This is a genomic window from Pantoea sp. B9002, from assembly GCF_013385945.1.
Taxonomy (GTDB): Bacteria; Pseudomonadota; Gammaproteobacteria; order Enterobacterales; family Enterobacteriaceae; genus Pantoea.
On the sequence record NZ_JACAPA010000008.1, the window covers coordinates 70,498 to 96,854 of the forward strand.

The window sequence follows — 26,357 nt, forward strand, 5'->3', positions numbered from 1 at the left end:
CACATAATAAAGCAGGCTGTGAAAGCCTGCTTATTCTCATGCGCGGAGCAGTGCGTTAACGATCGACCAGCACAAACTCGCTGTCGTTATAGCGTTCACCTAGAATATTTTTCTCGCTAAACAACTCATCCAGCGTGGCGACATCCGCATGGCGTAATGCTAAATCGGCGGCGGCGCAGTTCTGTTCCAGATGGGCGATTTTGCTGGCGCCGGGAATTGGCACAATAAACTCGCCTTTGGCCAGCACCCACGCTAAAGCCAGCTGGGCGGCCGTCGCGTCATAACCTGTAGCCATCTCGGTAAGTTGATTTACTAACTTCTGGTTATGAGCCTGCGCATCCTGCTGAAAACGCGGCAGTGAACGACGGAAATCATCTTCCGCTAGGGTGGCGGCAGCCGGGAATTTGCCGGTCAGAAAGCCGCGTCCCAGCGGGCTATAAGGCACAAAACCGACGTTCAGTTCACTACATGTGGCGAGGACATCTTGCTCCGGATCGCGTGACCACAGCGAATATTCACTTTGCAGCGCCGAAATCGGATGCACCGCATGCGCGCGCCGCAAGGTGGCGGATGACACCTCAGACAACCCGAGATACTTCACCTTCCCTTCCCGCACCAGATCGGCCATCACGCCCACCACGTCCTCAATTGGCACCGCCGGATCGAGACGATGCTGATAGAGCAGTTCGATAGTTTCCACACCAAGACGCTGCAAGGATCCTTCGACCGCACGACGAATATGCGCCGGATCGCTATTCACCCCGGTAATCCGCTGCCAGCCTTCGCCCTGATCGGTAATGCGAAAACCAAACTTGGTGGTGACTTTGATATCGCTGCGCCCTTTTATTGCTTTTGCCAACAAGCTCTCGTTGGTGAATGGACCATATACTTCGGCGCTATCGAGAAAATCGACGCCCAGCTCAAATGCCCGCGCCAGCGTGTTCAGCGCCTGTTTCTCATCATTTTGCCCATAGGCGAAGCTCATGCCCATGCAGCCTAATCCCAGCGCCGACACCACTAATCCCTGATTGCCTAATTGACGTTGTTGCATTGTTTAATCCTCTTCGCTGTTGGTGTTAATGTTATAAACCTCATCAATCACAGCAACAATTGAGGCATTCTTGCCGTTTTAGTGAGTAAAACTCAGCAATGAATAAATACCGTGCGTCTATGCAGGAACTGGAGATGTTTGCTGCCATCGCGCAGCATCTGAGCTTTCGCAAAGCAGCGGAGGAGCGCAACGTCACGCCTTCCAGCCTGAGCCACGCGATGCGCCATTTCGAAGCGCGTTTAGGCGTGCGGCTGCTCAATCGAACTACGCGCAAAGTGGCGCTGACTGAAGCCGGTGAACGCTTTTTACAGCGCATTCAGCCTGCACTTGCCGATCTGTCGCAAGCCGTGGATGAGCTCAACGACTGGCGCAACGATCCACGCGGCGTATTGCGCATTAGCATGCCGCGCTCGGCGGAAGCGCTGTTCTTCGATACGCTCATTTTGCCGTTCTTGCTGCGCTATCCCGAAATTACGCTGGAGATCGACAGCAACGATTCACTGCTGGATATCGTAGAGGCCGGATTTGATGCCGGCGTACGCTACGGCGATGTGCTGGCGCAGGATATGGTGGCGGTGCCATTTGGCGCACCAATGCGGGCGCTGGCGGTGGCAAGCCCGGCTTTTATTGCACAGCATGGCGTACCGCAACAGCCTGCTGAACTGTTGCAATATCCCTGCATTGAAAGACGCTTTCCCAGTGGACGACGTTATCGCTGGGAGTTCTGGCAGGATGGCCGCAAACAGGAAGTGGCGGTGAAAGGGTCGCTGGTGCTGGATAACAATGAGCGGATATTACACGCAGCGCGCGCGGGCGTGGGCATTGCCTTTCTGCATCAAGGTACGGTGCGGGAAGATTTAATTCGCGGTGACTTAGTAGAAATACTGGCGGACTTCACTCAGGTAGAAGAAGGATTCTGGCTCTACTATCCGAGCCGGAAATATCTTTCCGCTCCGCTAAGGCATTTTATTGATTGGCTTAAAGAAATTAACCACCAATTAAACCTACTCATTACACGATCTATTTAAATAATTAGATAATAGTGAAAACCATTAATTATAAATAATTTAAAAATTAAGATGAAATAAAAGAAGTTTGGCGTAGACTGCCTGCGGGCGCTTGAGGCAACTTGCTTCAAGCTGAAAAGATTGGGGTGGGTTGTGGAGCGTAAAACCGTGCAGTTAACTTTCATTAACCGCACGGGCAAGCGAACTACCCTACACCTGAGAAATGTCAGGGTAGTCGCTTGCTCGTGCTAAATCAAGAGGAACGTGACTATGAAGTCTATATTCAGCAAGCTGATTATCAGCGGGCTCATTCTATTAGGATTGTGTCTGGTTAATCGCAGTTCACTCTGTGAATTACGATTACGGATATTCACTGCTGAATTATCGGCTGTTATGGCTTACGAAGCGCAACAGTAAAACTTCACTAGCGGGAGTTCGCTCCCGCTATTCCGGCGTTACGAATGTGTTAGCTCTTGCGCCTTTTTTATTTTTTTATTTAAATAGAACCACTAATAAAAAACGGCTCCTTAAAGGAGCCGTTTTTTATTCAAAGCGGAAACTTATTTCTTTTTCGCTTTTGGGTTCGGCAGGTCAGTGATGCTACCTTCGAACACTTCGGCAGCCAGGCCGACAGACTCATGCAGCGTTGGGTGCGCGTGAATGGTCAGAGCGATATCTTCGGCATCACAGCCCATTTCAATCGCCAGACCGATTTCACCCAGCAGCTCGCCGCCGTTGGTACCGACAATCGCACCACCGATAACACGGTGAGTCTCTTTGTCGAAAATCAGTTTGGTCATGCCGTCTGCACAATCAGAAGCGATAGCACGGCCTGAAGCGGCCCACGGGAAGGTGGACACTTCGTAGCTGATGCCTTTCTCTTTGGCTTCTTTCTCGGTCAGACCAACCCAGGCAACTTCTGGCTCGGTGTAAGCAATGGATGGGATTACTTTCGGGTCGAAGTAGTGCTTCAGGCCCGAGATCACTTCCGCCGCTACGTGGCCTTCGTGCACACCTTTGTGCGCCAGCATTGGCTGACCCACGATGTCGCCGATAGCATAGATGTGCGGTACGTTGGTGCGCATCTGCTTGTCGACGCGGATAAAGCCGCGATCGTCCACTTCCACGCCTGCTTTACCCGCATCAAGGCCTTTACCGTTCGGTACGCGACCAATCGCCACCAGCACCGCGTCGTAACGCTGTGCGTCAGCTGGCGCTTTTTTGCCTTCCATCGATACGTAGATACCGTCGTCTTTCGCTTCAACAGCGGTAACTTTGGTTTCCAGCATCAGGTTGAATTTCTTGCTGATACGCTTGGTGAAGACTTTCACCACGTCTTTATCGGCGGCCGGGATCACCTGGTCGAACATCTCAACCACGTCGATCTCTGAACCCAGCGCTTTATAAACGGTGGCCATTTCCAGACCGATGATGCCGCCGCCCATAACCAGCAGACGCTTTGGCACTTCTTTCAGTTCCAGCGCATCGGTAGAGTCCCACACGCGCGGATCGTTGTGCGGAATGAATGGCAGTTCGATTGGACGAGAACCGGCCGCGATAATCGCGTTATCGAAGTTAATGGTGGTTGCGCCACCTTCACCTTCGACCACCAGCGTGTTAGCACCGGTGAATTTGCCGAGGCCAGTCACCACTTTCACTTTACGACCTTTCGCCATACCCGCGAGGCCGCCAGTGAGCTGGTTGATCACCTTCTCTTTCCACGAACGAATTTTGTCGATGTCAGTTTGCGGCTGGCCAAACACGATACCGTGCTCTTCCAGGGCTTTTGCTTCGTCGATCACTTTGGCAACGTGCAGCAGCGCTTTTGACGGGATACAGCCTACGTTCAGACAAACACCGCCGAGGGTGCTGTAACGCTCAACGATTACGGTTTCCAGACCTAAATCAGCGCAACGGAAGGCTGCAGAGTAACCTGCAGGACCTGCCCCAAGTACCACGACTTGAGTTTTAATCTCTGTACTCATCATGACCTCTTGTTTGATTACCGGCAGTCAGGAGAAAGCTTTTCCCAAGCTCTAATGCCCTATATCCGCCGGGACATTTCACCGCGAGAGTTTACAGAATTGTTAACAAACTGCCAACCGCGGCAACATTGAATGCTTACAACAAGGCCGGCTTTCGCCGGCCTTGATTAACTTCACATCACCAGACGGCGAATGTCGGACAGTGTGTTGTTGATGATGGTGATAAAGCGCGCACCATCAGCACCGTCGATCACGCGGTGGTCGAAGGAGAGTGAGATCGGCATCATCAGACGCGGCTCAAACTCTTTACCGTTCCACACCGGCTCCATCGCTGACTTGGAAACACCGAGGATAGCCACTTCCGGCGCGTTGACGATTGGCGCGAAGTGCGTGGTACCCAAGCCGCCAAGGCTGGAGATGGTGAAGCAACCGCCCTGCATGTCGCCGGCGGTCAGCTTGCCATCACGCGCTTTCTTGGAAATCGCCATCAGCTCGCGAGACAGTTCAGTGATGCCTTTCTTGTTCACATCTTTGAACACCGGAACCACCAGACCGTTTGGCGTATCGACCGCCACACCGATGTTGATGTATTTCTTCAGCGTCAGTTTCTGTGCATCTTCAGACAGTGAACTGTTGAAGCGTGGCATCTGCTCAAGAGCAGCGGCAACGGCTTTCATGATGAACACCACTGGCGTGAATTTCACATCCAGTTTGCGTTTCTCTGCTTCGGCATTCTGCTGTTTGCGGAACGCTTCCAGATCGGTGATATCGGTTTTGTCGAAGTGCGTAACGTGCGGGATAACCACCCAGTTACGGCTCAGGTTGGCACCCGAGATTTTCTGGATACGACCCAGTTCCACTTCTTCGATTTCGCCGAACTTGCTGAAGTCCACTTTCGGCCAAGGCAACAGACCTGGCAGGCTTCCGCCGCTGGCTGCTGCAGCCGGAGCCGCTTCAGCGCGTTTCACCGCGTCTTTGACGTAAGTCTGCACGTCTTCTTTCAGGATGCGACCTTTACGGCCGGTGCCTTTGACTTTCGCCAGGTTAACGCCGAACTCGCGCGCCAGGCGACGAATCACCGGCGTCGCGTGTACGTAAGCATCGTTCTCAGCGAACTCGCCTTTCGCATCCGCTTTGGCCGCTGCTGGGGCCGCTGCCGGTTTCGCTGCTTCTGCCGCTGGAGCCGCTTCCTGCTTAGCCGCAGGAGCCGCAGCCGGTGCCGCGCCTTCCACTTCGAACACCATGATCAGTTTACCGGTGCTGACTTTATCGCCAGTCGACACTTTCAACTCTTTCACGGTACCGGCGAACGGTGCAGGCACTTCCATTGAGGCTTTGTCGCCTTCCACCACGATCAGGGATTGCTCAGCAGCGACTTTGTCGCCCACTTTTACCAGGATCTCGGTGACTTCAACTTCGTCGCCACCAATGTCCGGCACGTTGACGTCTTTGGCGCCAGACGCCGCAGGTGCTGCTGCTGGAGCCGCTTCCTGTTTGGCTGCTGGAGCAGCAGCCGGCGCTGCGCCTTCTGCTTCGAACACCATGATCAGTGAACCGGTGTTCACTTTATCGCCGGTGGAGATCTTGATCTCTTTCACCACGCCCGCGAACGGTGCCGGGACTTCCATTGAGGCTTTGTCGCCTTCAACGGTGATCAGCGACTGCTCAGCCGTTACGGTGTCGCCAACTTTCACCAGGATCTCAGTGACTTCAACTTCGTCGCCGCCGATGTCCGGTACGTTGACTTCTTTGCTGACCGCAGCAGCGGCAGCAGCTGGAGCAGGAGCGGCTTCCGCTTTCTTCTCTTCTGCTGGCGCTGGCGCCGCGTCTGCGGCACCTTCTGCGTCAAAAATCATAATCAGCGAGCCGGTTTCTACTTTGTCGCCGGTCGAGATTTTGATCTCTTTGATCACGCCCGCCTGTGGCGAAGGCACTTCCATAGAGGCTTTATCGCCTTCCACGGTGATCAGCGACTGTTCAGCTTCAACTTTGTCGCCCACCTTTACCAGGATTTCGGTGACTTCAACTTCGTCTGCCCCGATGTCCGGCACTTTAATTTCGATAGCCATTACTCTCTTACCTCTTATGCCAGACGCGGGTTAACTTTATCGGCGTCGATATTGAATTTGGTGATGGCTTCAGCCACCACTTTCTTATCGATTTCGCCGCGTTTAGCCAGCTCACCCAGCGCAGCCACAACCACATACGATGCATCCACTTCGAAGTGGTGACGCAGGTTTTCACGGCTGTCAGAACGACCGAAGCCATCGGTACCCAACACGCGATAATCGCTGGAAGGCACGTAGCTGCGAACCTGTTCTGCGAACAGCTTCATGTAGTCGGTCGATGCGACGGCCGGTGCTTCGTTCATCACTTGCGCGATGTACGGTACGCGTGGCTCATCGGTTGGGTGCAGCATGTTCCAGCGCTCACAATCCTGACCATCACGCGCCAGCTCGGTGAACGAGGTCACGCTGTAGACGTCAGAAGCGATGCCGTAATCTTTCGCCAGGATCTGCGCGGCTTCACGCACGTGACGCAGAATTGAACCTGAACCCAGCAGCTGCACTTTGCCTTTGCTACCTTCTACGGTTTCCAGCTTGTAGATACCCTTACGGATACCCTCTTCCGCACCCTGCGGCATCGCAGGCATGTGGTAGTTTTCGTTCAGCGTGGTGATGTAGTAGTAGATGTTTTCCTGCGCTTCGCCGTACATACGCACCAGGCCATCTTGCATGATGACCGCGATTTCGTACGCGTAAGACGGATCGTAAGAGATACAGTTCGGGATAGTCAGCGACTGAATGTGGCTGTGACCATCTTCGTGCTGCAAGCCTTCGCCGTTAAGCGTAGTACGACCTGAAGTACCGCCAACCAGGAAGCCGCGTGCCTGCATATCGCCGGCCAGCCACATCAGATCGCCGATGCGCTGGAAGCCGAACATCGAGTAATAGATGTAGAACGGAATCATCGGCAGGTTGTTGGTGCTGTAAGAGGTCGCCGCCGCCAGCCAGGATGAACCTGCGCCCAGCTCGTTGATCCCTTCCTGCAGAATCTGGCCTTTCTCATCTTCTTTATAGTACGCAACCTGCTCGCGGTCCTGCGGGGTGTACTGCTGGCCGTTCGGGCTGTAGATACCGATCTGACGGAACAGACCTTCCATACCGAAGGTACGGGCTTCGTCCGCAAGGATCGGAACCAGACGATCTTTGATCGACTTGTTCTTCAGCATCACGTTCAACGCACGCACGAAAGCGATAGTGGTGGAGATCTCTTTGTTCTGCTCTTCCAGCAGAGGACGGAACTCTTCCAGCGTTGGCATTTCCAGCTTCTCGCTGAACTCCGCCTGACGCGTTGGCAGGTAGCCGCCCAACTTCTCACGCTGACCGTGCAGATAGTTGTACTCTTCAGAGCCTTTTTCGAAGGTGACGTATGGCAGTTCTTCGATTTTGTCATCGGCCACTGGCACATTGAAGCGATCGCGGATGTAGCGAACGCCATCCATGTTCATCTTCTTAACCTGGTGCGCGATGTTTTTACCTTCGGCAGTGTCACCCATACCATAGCCTTTGATGGTATGGGCCAGAATCAGCGTTGGCTGACCTTTGGTGTCCTGCGCTTTTTTCAGTGCAGCGTAGACTTTCTTCGGATCGTGGCCGCCACGGTTCAGCGCGAAGATCTCTTCGTCTGACCAGTCTTTCACCAGTGCTGCGGTTTCCGGATATTTACCGAAGAAGTGCTCACGCACGTACGCGCCGTTACGGGATTTGAAGGTCTGGTAATCGCCATCAACGGTTTCGTTCATCAGTTGGATCAGCTTACCGCTGGTGTCCTGACGCAGCAGTTCATCCCAACGACCGCCCCAAATCACTTTGATCACGTTCCAGCCAGCACCGGCAAAGATGCCTTCCAGCTCGTTGATGATCTTACCGTTACCGGTGACCGGGCCATCCAGACGCTGCAGGTTACAGTTGATGATGAACACCAGGTTATCCAGCTTCTCGCGGGTAGCGATGGTGATCGCACCTTTGGATTCTGGCTCATCCATCTCGCCATCGCCGAGGAAGGCGTAAACGGTTTGTGCTGAGGTGTCTTTCAGACCGCGGTGTTCCAGATACTTCAGGAATTTCGCCTGATAGATCGCGTTCAACGGACCGAGGCCCATTGAAACGGTTGGGAACTGCCAGAAGTCCGGCATCAGTTTCGGGTGCGGGTAAGAAGAGAGACCTTTGCCCTGCACTTCCTGACGGAAGTTGTTCATCTGATCTTCGCTCAAGCGACCTTCAAGGAAGGCGCGGGCGTAGATACCTGGAGAAATGTGACCCTGGAAGAAAACCAGATCGCCGCCATCTTTATCGCTACGCGCGCGGAAGAAGTGGTTAAAGCACACTTCATAAATGGTCGCGGAAGACTGGAAGGAGGACATGTGGCCGCCCAGCTCCAGATCTTTCTTCGACGCACGCAGCACCGACATGATGGCGTTCCAACGAATTGCGGAACGGATACGACGTTCAAGAGAGGTGTTGCCCGGATAGTCCGGCTCATCTTCAACAGCAATAGAGTTAATGTAGTTGCTGATTGCAGAGGAACCTGCGGCAACTTTCACGCCACCTTTGCGTGCTGCACTCATTACCTGATCAATCAGATACTGCGCGCGCTCAACACCTTCTTCACGGATGACCGATTCGATCGCTTGTAGCCAATCACGAGTTTCGATCGGATCCACGTCATTCTGTAAACGTTCTGACATGGGGTGTATTCCTTATCTGTGTCTAATACGTTGAAATTATCAGGAGCCTGTCTTCTTGTGCTTTGCTTCTGGTTCACAGCACAAGAAGACAGGCCCGTCGTGTTTTCCGCACGTTCGTTGCCGTGCGTTATTCCTTACGTTGCTGTAAACGACGCAGGGAGCGTTCACGACGACTCTGCTCCCGACTTCTATCCAGCAAGATTTCCTCAATGAACGCCAGGTGACGATGAGATGCCTCGCGTGCTTGTTCTGGCTCACGAGCCACAATCGCCTCGTAGATACTGGCGCGGTGACCGCTCACTTTCGCCAGCATTTCCCGACGAGCGTAGAGCAATTCAAAATTCTGACGTACGTTTTGTTCCAGCATAGGGCCCATGGAACGCAGCAGATGCAGCAACACCACATTATGGGCGGCTTCTGTGACAGCGATCTGATACTTCATCACTGCATCCGCTTCGGCGTCGAGATCGCCGCTGTCCTGTGCCTGCTGAATATGAACATGGCAGTCGCGGATGCGCTGCAGATCTTCATCGGTTCCCCGCAGTGCCGCGTAATAGGCAGCAACGCCTTCCAGCGCGTGGCGGGTTTCCAGCAGGTCAAACTGAGATTCTGGATGTTCGGCAAGCAGACCGACCAGCGGGTCGCTCAGGCTTTGCCAGAGATTTTTTTGGACGAAGGTGCCGCCACCCTGACGACGTAGCAGCAGGCCTTTGGCTTCCAGGCTCTGAATCGCTTCGCGCAGGGATGGACGTGAGACATCAAACTGTTTCGCCAGTTCACGCTCAGGGAGCAGTTTTTCACCCGGCTGGAGCGTCCCTTCCATAATGAGGGATTCCAGCTGTTGCTCGATCGCATCGGAGAGCTTGGGTTGGCGAATTTTACTGTAGGCCATCTTCCCTTCTTATCAGCCAAACGTCCGGAGTAAATTGGTAATACCAATTGAAAAATGGTGCCGGTAAAGTAACAAAGTATTCACCTTGTGTCTATATGGGCGCGGTCACACTTCAGGGGATGATCGTAGCGCTGGTGCGCTAACCTACCGGCATCAAGCGAGAAATCCCCCGCCCGCAACAAATGTTAATGAATTGCACTTTTACCTAACCTTACACTGAGTTAGCCCCCGGAAAATGCCCCAACCATAAGGGAAACCTATTCGTGTTCACCCTTTTTTCATGGCAGAAATAATGCGACGGGCGCGCAGAGGATGCTGCTGCTTTTTCAGTCATCTCTCAGCACAAAAAGCAAAAGCAGGTGCAAAGCGGCGCGCTTATCACTATTCTGAACGCCGTGGTAGCTCATGCATGCACACAGCACGCCAGATACCGTAAAGAAAAGAATACATTAGGGTAAACAGCCTTACAGTGCGCGCACTGCAGGTGCACAATAACAACATCACGAGGTTTGTATGGAACAACAGCATGGCGACACGCTGCACCGCGGCTTAAAGAATCGCCATATTCAGCTGATTGCGCTGGGCGGAGCCGTAGGTACTGGCCTGTTTCTGGGCAGCGCATCAGTGATTAAATCGGCCGGTCCTGCCGTTATTCTCGGTTACGCGATCGCCGGTTTTATTGCCTTTCTGATTATGCGCCAACTGGGCGAAATGGTGGTTGAAGAGCCGGTTGCCGGCAGCTTCAGCCACTTCGCCTACAAATACTGGGGCAACTTCGCCGGTTTCGCCTCGGGCTGGAACTACTGGGTGCTGTATGTGCTGGTGGCGATGGCTGAATTGACTGCCGTGGGTAAATACGTGCAGTTCTGGTGGCCGGATTTCCCCACCTGGGCCACGGCTGCCATCTTCTTTGTGCTGATCAACGCCATCAACCTGACCAACGTGAAAGTGTTTGGTGAGATGGAGTTCTGGTTCGCGATTATCAAAGTGGTCGCGGTCATCGGCATGATTTTGTTCGGTGGCTGGCTGCTGTTTAGCGGCAACGGCGGCCCGCAGGCCAGCGTCAGCAACCTGTGGGATCAGGGCGGCTTCCTGCCCCACGGCATGACCGGCTTGGTGATGATGATGGCAATCATCATGTTCTCCTTTGGTGGTCTGGAGCTGGTAGGCATTACCGCTGCAGAGGCAGATAACCCGCAAGAGAGCATCCCGAAAGCCACCAATCAGGTGCTGTGGCGTATCCTGATTTTCTATATTGGCTCACTCGCGGTGCTGCTGTCGCTGCTGCCTTGGACGCGTGTCACTGCCGATACCAGCCCGTTCGTGCTGATCTTCCATGAGCTGGGCGATGCCTTTGTGGCTAACGCGCTGAACGTGGTGATCCTGACGGCGGCGCTGTCGGTCTACAACAGCTGCGTTTACTGCAACAGCCGCATGCTGTTTGGTCTCGCGCAACAAGGCAACGCGCCGAAAGCGCTGCTGAAAGTGGATAGCCGTGGCGTGCCGGTCGCGACCATTCTGGTCTCTGCCGTTGCGACCCTGCTGTGCGTACTGATTAACTACCTGATGCCGGGCGAAGCCTTTGGCCTGCTGATGGCGCTGGTGGTATCGGCGCTGGTGATCAACTGGGCGATGATCAGCCTCGCGCACCTGAAATTCCGTAAGAAGAAAGACCAGCAAGGTGTGACCACGCGCTTTAAAGCGGTGCTCTATCCGCTGGGTAACTGGATCTGCCTGGTGTTCCTCGCTGGCGTGCTGGTGATCATGCTGATGACGCCGGGTATGGCGATTTCGGTATGGCTGATCCCGGTTTGGCTGGTGATTCTGGCTATCGGTTACACCATCAAGAACAAAGTACAGAAAGCTTAATGTTGTCCCCTGCCCGGCACGCTGTTGCCGGGCAGCACTACTGATCTGGCTCACACTTTTCCCCGCCCGCGCGTTTTGTCCATCTACCCGACCATTTGCTCCCCAGCAGATTACTGATTTTGCACAGATAATTCCTGCTCATCATATCGCTGGAGACGATCAATGAAAGGAGCAGCCCTCTCGTTCAGAGAGAAACTGGGATATGGCATGGGCGATGCCGGATGCAACATGATTGGCGGTGCCATCATGCTGTTCCTCAATTATTTCTACACTGATGTATTCGGTTTAGCCCCGGCGCTGGTCGGTACGCTGTTACTCTCGGTGCGCGTACTCGACGCCATCACCGATCCGATCATGGGCGCCATTGCCGACCGCACGCAAAGTCGCTGGGGCCGTTTCCGTCCTTGGCTGCTGTGGGTTTCCGTGCCTTACGTGCTGTTTAGCGTACTGATGTTCACCACGCCGGACTGGAGCTACGAAAACAAAGTCATCTGGGCGTTTGTCACCTACTTCCTGATGTCACTGACCTACACCGCCATAAACATTCCTTACTGCTCGCTGGGCGGCGTAATTACCAACGATCCGGGTGAGCGCGTGTCATGTCAGTCCTATCGCTTTGTGATGGTGGGCATTGCCACGCTGATCCTCTCACTTTCGCTGCTGCCGATGGCCGAATGGTTTGGCGGCGACAATAAAGCGCGCGGCTATCAACTGGCGATGAGCGTGCTGGCGCTGATTGGTTTGGTGATGTTTCTGTTCTGCTTTGCTACGGTGCGCGAGCGCATTCGCCCGGCCACGCCAAGCAACGATGATTTGAAACAAGACCTGCGCGACGTGTGGAAAAACGATCAGTGGGTGCGCATTCTGCTGCTGACCTTCTGCAACGTCTGCCCCGGTTTTATCCGCATGGCCGCCACCATGTATTACGTCACCTGGGTGATGGGGCAATCAACGCACTTTGCCACGCTGTTTATCAGCCTTGGCGTGATCGGCATGATGTTCGGCAGCACGCTGGCGAAAATCCTCACCGATCGCTGGTGCAAGCTCAAGGTGTTCTTCTGGACCAACATCGCGCTGGCGCTGTTCTCCTGCGGCTTCTACTGGATCGATCCGCACGCCACCGTCGCGGTGGTGATCGCCTACTTCCTGCTGAATATCCTGCATCAAATCCCTTCTCCGCTGCACTGGTCGCTGATGGCCGACGTGGATGATTACGGCGAATGGAAAACCGGCAAACGCATCACCGGCATGAGCTTCTCCGGCAACCTGTTCTTCCTCAAAGTAGGGCTGGCGGTTGCGGGGGCGATGGTCGGTTTCCTGCTGTCGATTTACGGCTACGATGCGGGCGCAAAACAGCAGGCCCCCAACGCGATTAACGGCATCATGCTGCTGTTCACGGTGATCCCGGGCGTGGGATATCTGATCACCGCCGGCGTCGTGCGTTTAATGAAAGTGGATCGCAACTTAATGCGTACGATTCAGGCCGATCTGGCGCTGCGCCGCGCCCATTCACATCACGTATCCCCTATCGCGTCCTCTGCAACTGCGCAACCTGGAGAGATCAAATGAGCTGGCCCAATCCTTTTATTACTCAACGCGCCGATCCCTTTATTCTGCGCCATGCCGATGGCTACTATTTTATCGCCTCGGTACCGGAATATGACCGACTGGAGATTCGCTATGCCTCGACGCTAGCTGGCCTGATTGAGGCAGAAGCGGTAACGGTGTGGCACAAACCGGATACCGGCCCGTTTAGCGCGCTGATCTGGGCGCCAGAACTGCATCACATCAACGGGCAATGGGTGATCTATTTCGCCGCCGCACCGACGCGAGCGATAAAAGATGGCCTGTTCCAGCACCGCATGTATGCGCTGGTGTGTAATGATGCCGATCCGCTGAGCGGTAACTGGCAGCCCTGCCGCCGCGTGCATACGCCCATCGACTCCTTCTCACTGGATGCCACCTACTTCCACCATCAAGGCAAACACTGGTATCTGTGGGCGCAAAAAGATCCGGCGATTCCCGGAAACTCCAACCTGTATCTCGCCGAGTTGCTCAACCCGTGGACGCTAAAAAGCGCTCCGCTGATGCTGAGCCGACCGGAGTATGAATGGGAGTGCGCGGGATTCAGCGTCAACGAAGGACCGGCGGTGATTCAGCATGGCGACAAGCTGTTTGTCACCTATTCCGCCAGCGCGACCGATGAAAATTACTGTCTGGGGATATTAAGCATTGATGTGTTGGCCGATCCGCTCAACATCAGCGCATGGCATAAATCCGCGCGGCCGGTATTTGCCACCAGTTGGGATAATCAGCAATACGGACCGGGACACAACAGCTTTACGGTGGATGAAGCGGGAAGAGCGATACTGGTGTATCACGCGCGCAATTACACCGAAATTGAGGGCGATCCGCTGTGGGATCCGAATCGTCATACGCGCTTGAAATACTTCGACTGGCGCGAAGACGGCACACCGGATTTCGGCGTGCCGCCAGCCGATCACACCAGCGTGCCGTAGATCGTCAACAGCGCGACCACCACCACCAGCACCAGAGAAATACGTTTCGCCAACGCCACCGCAACACGTGGCGTTTCGACTTTATCCATATGCGGATCACGCGCCAGCGAGAACTGCGCCAGGCTGGTCAGCACCTGATATTGCGGGCGATGCAGATCGCCCAGCGCGGCAAACCATGCTGGCAGCGCACGTTCGCCGTGACCGAGCAGCGCGTAAGCCACGCCGGCCAAACGCACGGGGATCCAGTCCAAAATGTGCAGCAGACGATCAACGCCAGACTGCGAGCGCGCCAGCGGCGACTGATGTTTCGCCAGCCAGCTCTGCCAGGCACGCAGAAACGCATAACCCACCAGCAGCACCGGGCCGTAAGGCCCACCGACCACAAACCAGAACAGCGGCGCAAGATAGAAGCGGAAGTTAATCCAAATCAGCGCGTTCTGCAGTTCACGCAGGAACTCGCGCTCGCTGCATTCAACCGGCACGCCGTGAATCAGCGTCAGTTCGGCCGCCATCGCCTGATGCGCCGCTTCATCGTCATGGCTCGCGGCTTTGAGATAGCTGTGATAGTGCAGTCGCACCGAACCCGCGCCGATACACAGTAATCCCACCAAAATCCAGAACAGCAGTTGCGCCACGCCAAACAAGATGCCTTTCAGGCTCCACACCACCAGCCAGACGATCAGCATCGCTATCACTGTCATCATCAGCGTGCGCAGCAGGGAAAAACGCTGACGGCCACGAAACAGCGGCTCCAGCCGATGGTCCAGTTGCCAATGCTCACCCAACTTAAACAGGCGTTCCCAACCTAAAACTAATAATAAGCTAAACAACGTCATACCCGCTCCTGCTGTCTCAGGGATTCTCCTGCCTGATGGATTCTTTATAGCGCAACCAGTCAAAAGAGGAACCGGGATCGGTTTTCCGCTCTGGTGCGATATCGCTATGGCCGGTGATGCGCGCAGGCGTCAACGGATAGTGCTGCAGCAGGAGGTGAGTCACCTGTTGCAAAGTCGCGTACTGCGCATCGGTATAGGGCAGCGTATCAGTGCCTTCCAGTTCAATGCCCATGGAAAAATCGTTGCAGCTTTCACGCCCCTCATACTGCGACACGCCGGCGTGCCAGGCGCGCTGATCGAAAGAGACGTATTGCACCAGCTCGCCGTCGCGGCGAATTAAGCAGTGCGCCGCCACGCGTAAATGGGCGATATCCGCAAAATAGGGATGCGCATCGGCAGGCAACGTGCCGGTAAACAACCGATCGATCCACGGCCCGCCAAACTCACCGGGCGGTAAGCTGATGTTGTGAATCACCAACAGCGAGGGCACTTCATCATTTGGACGCTGATTGAAGTGTGGTGAAGGTACTTTACGCGCGCTGGTAATCCAGCCCTCTTCCAGTTTCATGCTGTTAAATCCTAAGCAAAATCAGGCTGAGAATAACATGTTTCACCCAGCAGACTTGCGACTTAATGCGCCGACGCAGCCGAGTTCAGGATACTAAACATTTCACCGCTAGCAACTGGCAATGGTCGATAAATCAGGCTAAGGTGAGCGCACGAAATTTCGTCTTGTGGAGTGGCAAAACCATGGCAACGCGTCGTTACGATCCCGATCATCGCCGTCAGGAACTGATTAAACGTATAGAACAGGATATCCCGGAAGCCGTTGCCCGGGCGCTTCAGGAGGATTTAGGCGGCGAAGTGGATGCGGATCGCGATATCACCGCGTTGCTGCTGCCGGCAGAAAAGCAGGCGGTGGCAAAAGTCATCACCCGTGAAGCCGGTGTTTTTTGTGGTAAACGCTGGGTGGAAGAAGTCTTTATCCAGCTCGGTAATAAAGTCACTGTTAGCTGGCATGTGGAAGATGGACAAGCGCTGGTTGCCGATCAGCTGCTGTTCGAGCTTACCGGCCCGGCGCGCCTGCTGTTAACCGCAGAACGCACCGCGCTCAACTTCGTGCAGACGCTGTCTGGCGTGGCCACCGAGGTCAGCCGTTATGTCGCCCTGCTGGCAGGCAGCGAAACCCAGCTGCTTGATACACGCAAGACCTTGCCAGGCCTGCGTACCGCACTGAAATATGCGGTGCTGTGCGGTGGCGGTAACAATCACCGTTTAGGCCTGTCGGATGCTTTCCTGATCAAAGAAAACCACATTATCGCCAGCGGTTCGGTGCGTAACGCCGTGGAAAAAGCGCTGTGGCTATCGCCGGATGTGCCGGTAGAAGTTGAAGTCGAATCGCTGGCGGAACTGCAGGATGCCATCGATGCCGGGGCAGACATCATCATGCTCGACAACTTCAGCCTTGAGATGATGCATGAAGCGGTTGCGCTAACCAACAAGCGCGCGCTGCTGGAAGTCTCCGGCAACGTAACCGAAACCACGCTGCCACAAATTGCCCAGACCGGCGTTGATTATGTCTCTGTTGGCGCGCTGACCAAACATCTGCAAGCGCTGGATCTGTCGATGCGTTTCCGCGAGCTTTAATGCCCTCCGTCTGCCGCCGGTTAGTGCGGCAGATATGCGAGCTGGCTTCCAAAATGCTGTTATCCCCGCTGTAATCCTGATGATTCTCTGCGCGATGCTTTCCAGCCTCACGCAGGCCTGACTTCCGCTTTCTCTCGCCCTTTTCTACCGTAGCGGCTCCACAACAAGGAGCCTCACTATGGACAGACAACGCGGTTTTACCCTTATCGAATTGATGATTGTGATTGGCATCGTCGCCATTCTCAGCGCCATCGGTTTACCGGCCTATCAAAACTACCTGCAACGCGCAGCGCTTACCGACATGCTGCAAACCATGGTGCCGTACAAAACAGCAGTAGAACTCTGTGCCATTGAGCGCGGCGGACCAGCGCAGTGTCAGGCAGGACAACGCGGTATTCCTGTGGCCAAAGGTTCGCGCTATGTGGCAACGCTCAGCGTGGTCAACGGAACCATCAACCTGACCGGACAGGAAAGTCTCAGCGGATTAACGGTCGAAATGCTGCCGATTTGGAGCGCAACGGATGGCACGTTGAGCTGGCAACGCACTTGTACCAGCGATAACAGCAGCCTGCGCGATAGCTGCCTCGAGCAGTTCCGCTTTGCCGACAAGGATGCCAACTGATGGACAATCCTAATAGTGCGCTGCAAGCCTTGTGCGCCCGTTATCAGGCGGTGATTCTGCACCATGACGCCACGCTACTGCGCGTAGCGGTAGCCGACACGCCCGATCCGCTGCTGCTGGAAGCGCTACAGTTCGCCAGCCAGTGCAAGGTGGAAGTCGAGTGCTGGCCTGCCGCACGGCTTGAGCAGTTGCTGCACGAACCGGATGCCGCCGCAGCACCGCGTGAACATGCCAGCGCTGAGTCAGCGATTAACGCGGTCGATCAGATTTTGCGCCAGGCCATTCAGCGCCGCGCCTCAGATGTGCATTTTGAACCGCAGCGCCATGGATTGCGGGTGCGCCTGCGCATCGATGGCGTGTTGCATAAACTGCCTCAAACTTCTGAAGCACAACCCGCTGCGATTCTGGCGCGCCTGAAAATCCTCGGTGGATTGGATATCGCCGAACGGCGTCTGCCGCAGGACGGACAGTTTACGCTGGAAATAGAGGACAAACTGGCGGCGTTTCGACTCTCAACGCTGCCGGTAAGCCAGGGTGAAAAAGCCGTGGTGCGGCTGCTGCAAAGTGAAAACAGCGCCATCACCCTCGATAAACTCGGCATGCCCGCAGCACAGCTGCGGTTACTGAAAAACGCGCTGGCGAAACCGCAGGGTTTGATTCTGGTTACCGGCCCGACCGGCAGCGGTAAAACCTTCACGCTTTATAGCGGGTTAAGCGCGCTTAACGTGCCGGAGAAAAATGTATGTAGCGTGGAAGATCCGGTTGAGATCCCGCTGGATGGCATTAATCAAACGCAGATCCAGCCGCGCAGCGGACTTGATTTCAATCGTGTGCTGCGCGCACTGCTGCGCCAGGATCCCGATGTGATTATGGTGGGGGAAATCCGTGATGCCGAGACGGCCAGCATCGCAGTTAAAGCAGCGCAGACCGGCCATCTGGTGCTTTCCACACTGCATACCAACTCGACCGCTGAAACGCTGACGCGCCTGCGCCAGATGGATATTCCCGGTTATCTGCTGGGTCCCGCTTTGCAGTTGGTGGTGGCGCAGCGTCTGGTCAGACGCTTATGCGTGCATTGCCGTCAGCCGGGACAAGCTATCGCCCATCTGCCGGCCGAACTCTGGCCGGGCACGCTGCAAACCTGGCGCGCGCCGGGCTGCGATCACTGCTTCTCCGGCTATTACGGGCGGCTGGCGCTGTTTGAAGTCTTGCCGCTAACCAGCAAATTGCAGAATGCTATTTCGGCAGATATGCCGCTGGAACATCTGCTAACGCTGGCAAATGAGCAGGGAATGAAAACGTTGCTGGCTGCGGGGCTGGAAGCGGTAAGTCGCGGCGATACTTCCTTTGAAGAGATGCAGCGCGTGGTGGGATTGGGCGATGGCTAACCTCTATCATTTCCGCTGGCAGGCGCTTGACACCATGGGCGTGCTGCAGGAAGGCGAATCACTCAATGCCAGCCAGGATGCGTTGCTCAATCAGCTCTCCGAGCGCGGCATGCTGCCGGTGAACTGGCAGCGTGGAAAATGCTGGCGTTCGCGCGACTGGAAGTGGCAACAGAAAATCGACCTGGTGCGGCAACTGGCGACGCTGCTCAAGGCCGGCTTGCCGCTGGCGGAAAGTCTGATTCTGCTAGCAGAAGGCCACCCTCATGCCGGGTGGCGGGTATTACTGAAGGGATTGCAGCGCCGCGTCATCGCGGGTGAGCCCTTCTCGCAAGCCTTGCAGGAGTGGCCGCAGATCTTTCCCCCGCTGTTTCCCGCTTTGATGCAAGTGGGTGAATTAACCGGCCAGCTCGACGAGTGCTGTCGCCAGCTGGCGCAGCAGCAAAGCAAGCAGCAATACTTACGGCAAAAAGTGGTGAAGGCGCTGCGTTATCCCCTGTTTATCTTGCTGGTAGCGCTCGGGGTCAGTGCTGGCATGCTGCTGTTTGTTTTACCGGAGTTTGTCTCTGTCTATGCCAGCTTTGATGCGCCGCTGCCCGCTTTTACTGCTGCGGTGATGTCGCTGTCAGAACTGCTGCAGAAGGCCGCGCTGCCGCTGTCGCTGGTAGGCGCCGTATTAGCGGGGATTGTGCAGCAGACTTATCGACGTTCGGTACCCTGGCAAAAGCGCGTACATCAATGGTTACTGCGCATGCCACTACTATCACCGCTGTGGCGCGGCGGGCAGCTCAGCCAGATTTACGCCATCCTGCAACTTACACAGCAATCCGGTTTAACCTTGCTGCAAAGCCTGCAGGCGGTTGAGGTGACGATGGTATCGCGACTGTGGCGCGATGCCATCATTCAGTTACAGCAACACATCGCTGCGGGTGCGCCGCTGCATCAGGCGCTGCAACAGCATCTGCTATTTACACCCCTTTGTGCCCAACTAATCCGAGTGGGCGAAGAAGCGGGTGCGTTAGATGTGATGCTGGCACGGCTGGCGGAGTGGCATGAGGCGCAAACATTAGCGCGCGCTGATGCTCTGGCGGCATCGCTGGAACCGATGATGATGGTGGTAATAGGCGGGATTGTTGGCACATTAGTGATTGCGATGTATCTGCCGGTATTTGGTCTTGGCGATGCCATTCGATGACGGGCACGCGCGATGCGCGCCCGTTGTCTGAGATCAGCGAGTGAACACACGGTTCTCTTGTTCAGCGACGCGGATAAAGGTGGTGCGTTTCGTCAGCTCTTTCAATCGTTCTGCACCCACATAGGTACAGGCCGAACGTAAACCGCCGAGGATATCTTTAACCGTCTCCTCAACCGGGCCGCGCACTGGTAACCGCACAGTTTTGCCTTCCGCCGCACGATATTGTGCGACACCGCCAACGTGGCGTTTCATGGCAGATTCGGAGCTCATGCCATAGAACAGCATAAATTTCTCGCCCTGCTCTTCAACGATGGTTCCTTCACACTCGTCATGTGCCGCAAGCATGCCGCCGAGCATGGTGAAATCTGCACCGCCCCCGAAAGCTTTGGCAATGTCACCTGGAACCGAGCAGCCGCCGTCGCTGACGATCTGTCCGCCTAAACCGTGTGCGGCATCCGCGCACTCGATAACGGCAGAAAGCTGAGGATAACCAACGCCGGTCTTCACGCGTGTGGTGCACACTGAGCCGGGGCCAATACCCACTTTGACGATGTCTGCGCCAGACAAAATCAGCTCTTCCACCATTTCGCCGGTAACCACGTTGCCTGCGCAGATAGTTTTACCTGGGAAGCTTTCACGCACGCGCAGCAGGAACTGAACGAAGTGCTCAGAGTAACCGTTAGCAACGTCGATGCAGATAAAATTGAGCTGCGGTGATAACGCCAGAATGGCGGATAACTTCGTGAAATCTGATTCTGAGGTACCGGATGAGACCATCACATGACTCAGCACCGCCGCTGGCGCGCGCTGCACAAATGCCTGCCACTCTTGCACGCTGTAATGTTTATGCACTGCGGTCAGTACGTTAAAACTCGCCAGGGCTTCAGCCATCGTGAAAGTGCCGACGGTATCCATGTTGGCGGCAATGATTGGTATGCCACTCCAGTTCAAGCCTGAGTGTTTAAAAGTGAAGGTGCGTTCCAGCTCAACCTCGGAACGGCTTTTCAACGTGGAACGTTTTGGGCGGATCAAAACATCTTTAAAGCCCAGTTTTAGATCTTCTTCAATGCGCATAGCTGATTATCCTGGTTAGTGACGACGAACCGCGGTTCGGGTAGCGCTCACGGCTCCAGTGTCGTTATCATACGCGCCATTCGTTCCGCGACAAGACTGCGAATTTCACTTTATTTAGGCTACAATCCCTTAAATTTAGCTGAGAAAATTGATTGTGATCATGCTCTCATCTTGCTGTGGTTGATCGCCGCTCACGATATAAATTTTGCGAGAACGCTATGCCTTATACCGTTGCGCTCACCGGCGGCATTGGCAGTGGTAAAACCACTATTGCCAACGCTTTCGCAGCGCTAGGCGTTGATATTATTGACGCTGACGTCATTGCCAGAGAAGTTGTTGAGCCCGGAACGCCTGCCCTAAAGGCGATTGCTCAGCGTCATGGAGATACCATTCTGACGGCAGAAGGCATGCTCTATCGTGCACGGCTTCGTGAAATTATTTTCCAGCAGCCACAAGAGAAAAACTGGCTCAATCAGTTGCTTCATCCACTCATCAACGCCCGCACGCAACAATTAAAGTTACTGGCTACTTCACCATATGTGCTTTGGGTGGTGCCGCTGTTGGTCGAAAACGGCTTACAGCATCAGGCCGATCGCGTGTTAGTTGTGGATGTGGATACCGCCACGCAGTTGCAACGCACCCAACAGCGGGATGGCATTTCGCTGAGTCAGGCGAAAAATATTCTTGCCGCACAGGCCAGTCGCGAACAGCGTCAGGCCTGTGCGGATGACATCATTGATAACAGTGGTACGCCTGAACAGGTGCTACCGCGCGTTGCTGAGCTTCACCAGCGCTATCTACGCCTGGCAGCAACCGGAAAGGATTAACATCATGAGCACAGTTGTTCTGTTTGAACACCCTTTGAATGAGAAGATGCGCACCTGGCTGCGCGTCGAATATCTGATTGATCAGCTGCATGAAACGGTGCCGGTTAGCGGTTCAGTATCGGCACTTGGCGCTTTCCGCATCCTTAGCGATTTACTGGATATTTTTGAGCGCGGGGATATGCGCACTGAATTGCTAAAAGAGCTGGAGCGCCAACAGCAAAAATTGCGCGCGTGGCTGGATGTGCCAGGCATTGATGAACTGCGTGTGAATAATCTGCGTCAGCAGTTGAAGCAATGCTCAAGCGAACTCATGGCGGCACCGCGCATGGGCCAACAGTTACGTGAAGATCGCCTGGTTGCTCTGGTACGTCAGCGTTTGAGTATTCCCGGCGGCTGCTGCAGTTTCGATCTACCAAGCCTGCATATCTGGCTGCATCAGGAGCAAGTGGTGCGGGATGTTCAGGTGAATGGCTGGCTGGAATCTCTGAATCCGCTGCGCAATAGTTTGACGATGATCCTCGATTTGGTGCGCCAGTCTGGCGTATTTCGTCATCAAACCAGCCTCAATGGCTTTTATCAGGATAACGCCGAAGGATCCGATTTGCTGCGCCTGCAATTAACCCTGGAAGACGCGCTGTATCCGCAAGTCTCGGGCCACAAAAGTCGTTATGCGATTCGTTTCCTGCCGTTAGACAGCGAACGCGGAGAAGTACCAGCCCGACTGAATTTTGAATTAGCTTGTTGTTAGAGGAAGTTATGCCGGAAGAGATGATTACCGTACCTTGCCCCAACTGTCGTTGCGATGTGATTTGGGATGAGTTGAGCCCGTGGCGGCCATTCTGCAGTAAACGCTGCCAGCTGATTGATTTAGGTGAATGGGCAGCAGAAGAGAAACGCATTCCCAGCAGCGGTGACCAGATGGACAGCGATGACTGGAGCGAAGAACAGCAGTAAAAGTAAGGGGCTTAGCGCCCCTTCACTTAAATCTCGCCAGCCACTAATCGGCTGATCAGTTCATGGTTCGCAGGCGGAAATTCATCCGCGACCAAATCCTGCTGTTCGACCCAACGCTGCGGCTGACCTTCACGACCATAAGGTTCGCCGTTCCAGCCTTCAACCAGGAAGAAATGCAGCGTAACGCGCAGATCTTCATAACTGTGGTCGGCCTGGCCAATCGCGCTTGCCGCTGTGACTTCGATACCGGTTTCTTCCATCAGCTCACGCTTGAGCGCCTGCTCGGCAGATTCATCTTGTTCAATTTTTCCGCCAGGAAACTCCCACTTATTCGCCATATAGGAGCTTGCCGCACGCTGGGCAAGGAAGATTTGACGTTCTGTATTGCGAATGATGCCCACCGCAACCTGCAGGTGTTTCATAAGCTGGATTCCGCTTTTAATAAATGAGCGCTGAGTGTAAATCAGTCATGGAGTGATGTTAACCGTTGAGAGGAAAGTGACGCCTCGCGCAGCACAAAAGCCAGTGATTAAGACATGTCGTAAGGATCGCAACCGGGAATGTTGGGAATACTCGCAGCCACTTTCTTCTGCCAAACCCGACTACCTATGGAATTCAAAGAAACAACGTTTCTGGCGCAAAATACGCCGGAACAATTACATGCCCTACGCCATCTGGTATTTCATGACATCCTGACGTTAGACAGCGCTAAGAACACCTTAACATGGTGGCCTGAACACAAAGTTATTTCGTTGAATGAATCGCAAAAACGATTCTTCTCCTGTCTGTTGCTGCGCATTACCTCAAAGCGCCAGATTATTGCCACAGTGTGGAATGAGAGTTATCCGAGCATCAGCGATAATAATTACCATCAACTCCTGTTCCAAAGCCGGGCGCTGTTGAAGCGAGCTGGCTTACCGGATGGTCTGCTGGTGACGTTGCCGTATCATGGTGTGCGCCTAAACGAAGAGAAACTAATGGCGATAACACGCTAAATCTTTGGCAAAAAAAAGGAGCCCGAAGGCTCCTTTTTTATCAGGCCAGACGACCGTGGCACTGTTTATATTTTTTGCCGGAACCACATGGGCAGAGATCATTACGGCCCACTTTACGTTCCCCGCCTTGTGCGGCTAACGCTTCGGCTGCAGCGGTGGCATCATCAACGTGGCTCAACTGCTGCTGTTGCGCTAAACGCTCAGCTTCTTCACGGCGCTGCTGTTCCATCGCTTCCACTTCTTCTGGCATGCGCACCTGAACTTTGCTCAGGGTGCTGATCACTTCGTATTTCAGTGACTCCAGCATCGCCGCAAACATAGAGAAGGATTCACGCTTGTATTCCTGCTTAGGATCTTTCTGGGCATAACCGCGCAGGTGGATGCCCTGACGCAGATAATCCATCGCCGCCAGATGCTCTTTCCACAACGAATCCAGCGTTTGTAGCATCACGCCTTTCTCGAAGTTACGCATCATCTCTTCGCCAACCACTTCTTCTTTGGCAGCATAGTTTTCCGCGGCGTGGGTCATGATGCGTTCGCGCAGCGTCTCTTCGTGAAGATCGGGCTCTTTATCCAACCACTCAGCAATAGGCAGGTTCAGATCGAAGTCGTTACGCAGACGCTCTTCCAGGCCGGCAACATCCCACATCTCTTCCAGTGACTGCGGCGGAATGTAGGTATCAATGGTGGTTTTGTAGACATCTTCGCGGATGCTGTTGATGGTTTCCGACACATCAGACACATCCAGCAGTTCGTTACGCTGGCTGTAGATGGCACGACGCTGATCGTTAGCCACGTCATCGTATTCCAGCAGCTGCTTACGAATATCGAAGTTGCGGCTTTCCACTTTACGCTGCGCGTTGGCAATCGCTTTGGTCACCCATGGATGCTCAATTGCTTCGCCTGGCTTCATGCCCAGTTTACGCATCATGTTTGATACGCGATCTGAAGCGAAGATACGCATCAATGCATCTTCCATCGACAGATAGAAGCGTGAAGAACCGGCATCACCCTGACGACCCGCACGACCACGCAGCTGGTTATCGATACGGCGAGATTCGTGACGCTCAGTACCAATGATGTGCAGACCGCCCGCAGCCAGCACCGCATCGTGACGCAGTTTCCACGCCTCTTTCATCGCCTGAATCTGCTCTTCGGTTGGCTCGTCCATCGCGGCAAGCTCAGCCTGCCAGCTACCGCCCAGCACGATATCGGTACCACGACCGGCCATGTTGGTTGCGATAGTAACCGCTGCAGGTTGACCCGCCTGAGCAACGATATCCGCTTCGCTGGCGTGGAATTTGGCGTTCAGTACGCTGTGTTTAATACCGGCGCGCGTCAGTTCGCTGGAAACGACTTCAGATTTCTCAATCGAAATGGTACCCACCAACACCGGCTGCCCTTTGGCAGTACAGGCACGGATGTCTTCGATAATGGCATCAATCTTCTCTTTCTCGGTCATGTAGACCAAATCGGCCATATCTTTACGCACCATCGGACGGTTGGTTGGCACCACGATAGTGTCGAGCTTGTAGATGGAGCTGAATTCGAACGCTTCGGTATCCGCGGTACCGGTCATACCGGCGAGTTTCTCGTAGATACGGAAGTAGTTCTGGAAGGTAATGGAAGCCAGCGTCTGGTTTTCATTCTGGATTTCCACGCCTTCTTTCGCTTCAACCGCCTGATGCAGACCATCTGACCAGCGGCGACCTTGCATGGTACGACCGGTGTGTTCATCAACGATGACCACTTCGCCATCTTTAACGATGTAATCAACATCGCGGGTGAAGAGTGCATGAGCACGCAGCGCCGCGGTAACGTGGTGCATCAGCATAATGTTGGTCGGTGAGTAGAGTGACTCGCCTTCTACCATGATGTTTTGGCTAACCAGCAGCTCTTCAACTTTTACCAGGCCGCGCTCGCTCATGTGTGCCTGGCGCGCTTTTTCATCAACCCAGAAATCGCCTTCGCCCTGGAAGGTTTCAGAGTCTTCTTTTTCCTGACGCACCAGATGCGGGATGATCTTGTTAACTTTGGTATACAGCTCAGAGCTGTCTTCCGCCGGACCAGAGATGATCAGTGGCGTACGTGCTTCATCGATCAGGATTGAGTCGACTTCATCCACCAAAGCGTAATGCAATTTACGCTGCACGCGCTCTTCCGGGCTGAACGCCATGTTGTCGCGCAGGTAGTCGAAGCCGTATTCGTTGTTGGTGCCGTAGGTGATGTCAGCGGCATAAGCTGCACGCTTCGCCACGGCTGGCATGTTTGGCAGGTTAATCCCGATGGTCAGCCCAAGGAATTCAAACAGTGCACGGTTATTTTCGGCGTCACGCTGCGCCAGATAGTCGTTGACGGTAACAACGTGCACGCCTTTGCCGCTTAGCGCGTTGAGGTAAGCGGGCAAGGTCGCGGTCAGGGTTTTACCTTCACCGGTACGCATCTCTGCGATGCAGCGCTCGTTGAGCACCATGCCGCCAATCAGCTGCACATCAAAGTGACGCATACCGAATACGCGCTTACTTGCTTCACGTACGGTGGCAAAGGCTTCAGGAATCAGGCTCTCAAGGCTTTCGCCTTTTTTCAGGCGCTCGCGGAACAGGTCAGTTTTCGCTTTCAGTTCATCGTCAGAGAGCTTAACGAAATCCGGCTCCATCTTATTGATGACGTCGACGATTTTGCGCATACGGCGCAGAGTACGATCATTGCTGCTGCCGAATACTTTAGTTAACAATTTGATTAACATGAT

Annotated in this window: 23 protein-coding genes; 13 read left to right on the forward strand and 10 right to left on the reverse strand. The window is 54.5% G+C overall.

From position 1 onward, the window contains the following. Positions 1-55: 55 nt before the first annotated feature. Positions 56-1,051 (reverse strand): aldo/keto reductase, encoded by a 996-nt coding sequence (locus HX773_RS05100; protein WP_176970684.1) that lies wholly within the window; start codon positions 1,049-1,051, stop codon positions 56-58. A gap of 98 nt (positions 1,052-1,149) precedes the next feature. Here HX773_RS05100 and HX773_RS05105 point away from each other — a divergent pair, with 98 nt between their 5' ends. Then, on the forward strand, positions 1,150-2,079 hold the full coding sequence (locus tag HX773_RS05105) for a LysR family transcriptional regulator (RefSeq protein WP_176970685.1): 930 nt from the start codon (positions 1,150-1,152) through the stop codon (positions 2,077-2,079). A gap of 249 nt (positions 2,080-2,328) precedes the next feature. Then, complete coding sequence (locus HX773_RS26120; RefSeq protein WP_137385164.1) at positions 2,329-2,475, forward strand: Hok/Gef family protein; 147 nt, start codon at positions 2,329-2,331, stop codon at positions 2,473-2,475. A gap of 143 nt (positions 2,476-2,618) precedes the next feature. Here the strand turns inward: HX773_RS26120 and lpdA are convergent, their stop codons facing one another. From lpdA to pdhR, 4 genes are all read right to left on the reverse strand, one after another. Beyond that, positions 2,619-4,043, reverse strand: a complete 1,425-nt coding sequence (gene lpdA / locus HX773_RS05115) for a dihydrolipoyl dehydrogenase (protein WP_008108560.1) — start codon at positions 4,041-4,043, stop codon at positions 2,619-2,621. 173 nt (positions 4,044-4,216) lie between these two features. Continuing rightward, entirely contained in the window at positions 4,217-6,112 is a 1,896-nt protein-coding gene (gene aceF / locus HX773_RS05120) for a pyruvate dehydrogenase complex dihydrolipoyllysine-residue acetyltransferase (RefSeq protein ID WP_176970686.1), read from the reverse strand. 14 nt (positions 6,113-6,126) lie between these two features. Next, entirely contained in the window at positions 6,127-8,793 is a 2,667-nt protein-coding gene (gene aceE / locus HX773_RS05125) for a pyruvate dehydrogenase (acetyl-transferring), homodimeric type (protein WP_110867538.1), read from the reverse strand. A gap of 127 nt (positions 8,794-8,920) precedes the next feature. Further along, positions 8,921-9,685 carry a pyruvate dehydrogenase complex transcriptional repressor PdhR gene (pdhR, locus tag HX773_RS05130; protein ID WP_008108566.1) on the reverse strand — a complete coding sequence of 255 codons (765 nt, stop codon included), beginning with the start codon at positions 9,683-9,685 and terminating at the stop codon, positions 8,921-8,923. 513 nt (positions 9,686-10,198) lie between these two features. Here pdhR and aroP point away from each other — a divergent pair. The 3 genes from aroP to HX773_RS05145 all read left to right on the forward strand — a co-directional run bounded on the left by aroP (position 10,199) and on the right by HX773_RS05145 (position 14,073). Beyond that, the gene (gene aroP / locus HX773_RS05135; protein WP_176970687.1) at positions 10,199-11,554 is read left to right on the forward strand and encodes an aromatic amino acid transporter AroP; all 1,356 of its coding nucleotides are present in this window, start codon (positions 10,199-10,201) and stop codon (positions 11,552-11,554) included. A gap of 162 nt (positions 11,555-11,716) precedes the next feature. Continuing rightward, positions 11,717-13,123: a glycoside-pentoside-hexuronide (GPH):cation symporter gene (locus HX773_RS05140; RefSeq protein WP_176970688.1), complete on the forward strand. Its 1,407-nt coding sequence runs from the start codon at positions 11,717-11,719 to the stop codon at positions 13,121-13,123. Continuing rightward, entirely contained in the window at positions 13,120-14,073 is a 954-nt protein-coding gene (locus tag HX773_RS05145) for a family 43 glycosylhydrolase (protein ID WP_176970689.1), read from the forward strand. Before HX773_RS05140 ends, HX773_RS05145 begins: the two co-directional genes overlap by 4 nt. On the opposite strand, the gene ampE is transcribed toward HX773_RS05145, so the two are convergent. Beyond that, entirely contained in the window at positions 14,055-14,909 is an 855-nt protein-coding gene (ampE, locus tag HX773_RS05150) for a beta-lactamase regulator AmpE (protein ID WP_176970690.1), read from the reverse strand. The genes HX773_RS05145 and ampE overlap by 19 nt on opposite strands. Positions 14,910-14,925: 16 nt before the next feature. Further along, the gene (ampD, locus tag HX773_RS05155) at positions 14,926-15,477 is read right to left on the reverse strand and encodes a 1,6-anhydro-N-acetylmuramyl-L-alanine amidase AmpD (RefSeq protein ID WP_176970691.1); all 552 of its coding nucleotides are present in this window, start codon (positions 15,475-15,477) and stop codon (positions 14,926-14,928) included. Positions 15,478-15,659: 182 nt separating this feature from the next. Here ampD and nadC point away from each other — a divergent pair, with 182 nt between their 5' ends. The 4 genes from nadC to hofC all read left to right on the forward strand — a co-directional run bounded on the left by nadC (position 15,660) and on the right by hofC (position 19,758). Next, positions 15,660-16,556: a carboxylating nicotinate-nucleotide diphosphorylase gene (nadC, locus tag HX773_RS05160; RefSeq protein WP_176970692.1), complete on the forward strand. Its 897-nt coding sequence runs from the start codon at positions 15,660-15,662 to the stop codon at positions 16,554-16,556. Positions 16,557-16,734: 178 nt separating this feature from the next. Further along, the gene (gene ppdD, locus HX773_RS05165) at positions 16,735-17,178 is read left to right on the forward strand and encodes a prepilin peptidase-dependent pilin (protein WP_176970693.1); all 444 of its coding nucleotides are present in this window, start codon (positions 16,735-16,737) and stop codon (positions 17,176-17,178) included. Further along, complete coding sequence (gspE, locus tag HX773_RS05170) at positions 17,178-18,566, forward strand: type II secretion system protein GspE (protein WP_176970694.1); 1,389 nt, start codon at positions 17,178-17,180, stop codon at positions 18,564-18,566. Before ppdD ends, gspE begins: the two co-directional genes overlap by 1 nt. Then, positions 18,559-19,758, forward strand: coding sequence for a protein transport protein HofC (gene hofC / locus HX773_RS05175; RefSeq protein WP_176970695.1), 1,200 nt, complete (start codon positions 18,559-18,561; stop codon positions 19,756-19,758). Before gspE ends, hofC begins: the two co-directional genes overlap by 8 nt. Before the next feature lie 33 nt (positions 19,759-19,791). Here hofC and HX773_RS05180 read toward each other — a convergent pair whose 3' ends face one another. Continuing rightward, the gene (locus HX773_RS05180; RefSeq protein WP_176970696.1) at positions 19,792-20,832 is read right to left on the reverse strand and encodes a GMP reductase; all 1,041 of its coding nucleotides are present in this window, start codon (positions 20,830-20,832) and stop codon (positions 19,792-19,794) included. A gap of 218 nt (positions 20,833-21,050) precedes the next feature. On the opposite strand from HX773_RS05180, the gene coaE reads away from it, so the two are divergent. From coaE to yacG, 3 genes are read left to right on the forward strand one after another with little or no spacing between them, the layout of a single operon-like run. Beyond that, positions 21,051-21,659, forward strand: a complete 609-nt coding sequence (gene coaE / locus HX773_RS05185; RefSeq protein WP_176970697.1) for a dephospho-CoA kinase — start codon at positions 21,051-21,053, stop codon at positions 21,657-21,659. A 4-nt stretch (positions 21,660-21,663) separates the two neighbouring features. Beyond that, entirely contained in the window at positions 21,664-22,407 is a 744-nt protein-coding gene (gene zapD / locus HX773_RS05190) for a cell division protein ZapD (RefSeq protein WP_176970698.1), read from the forward strand. Between the two features lie 8 nt (positions 22,408-22,415). After that, positions 22,416-22,613 (forward strand): DNA gyrase inhibitor YacG, encoded by a 198-nt coding sequence (yacG, locus tag HX773_RS05195; protein ID WP_176970699.1) that lies wholly within the window; start codon positions 22,416-22,418, stop codon positions 22,611-22,613. A gap of 26 nt (positions 22,614-22,639) precedes the next feature. Here the strand turns inward: yacG and mutT are convergent, their stop codons facing one another. Then, positions 22,640-23,035, reverse strand: a complete 396-nt coding sequence (gene mutT, locus HX773_RS05200) for an 8-oxo-dGTP diphosphatase MutT (protein WP_176970700.1) — start codon at positions 23,033-23,035, stop codon at positions 22,640-22,642. Between the two features lie 138 nt (positions 23,036-23,173). Here mutT and HX773_RS05205 point away from each other — a divergent pair, with 138 nt between their 5' ends. Further along, positions 23,174-23,608 carry a response regulator gene (locus HX773_RS05205; protein WP_255433179.1) on the forward strand — a complete coding sequence of 145 codons (435 nt, stop codon included), beginning with the start codon at positions 23,174-23,176 and terminating at the stop codon, positions 23,606-23,608. Between the two features lie 40 nt (positions 23,609-23,648). On the opposite strand, the gene secA is transcribed toward HX773_RS05205, so the two are convergent. Next, complete coding sequence (gene secA, locus HX773_RS05210; RefSeq protein ID WP_176970701.1) at positions 23,649-26,354, reverse strand: preprotein translocase subunit SecA; 2,706 nt, start codon at positions 26,352-26,354, stop codon at positions 23,649-23,651. Positions 26,355-26,357: the final 3 nt, after the last annotated feature.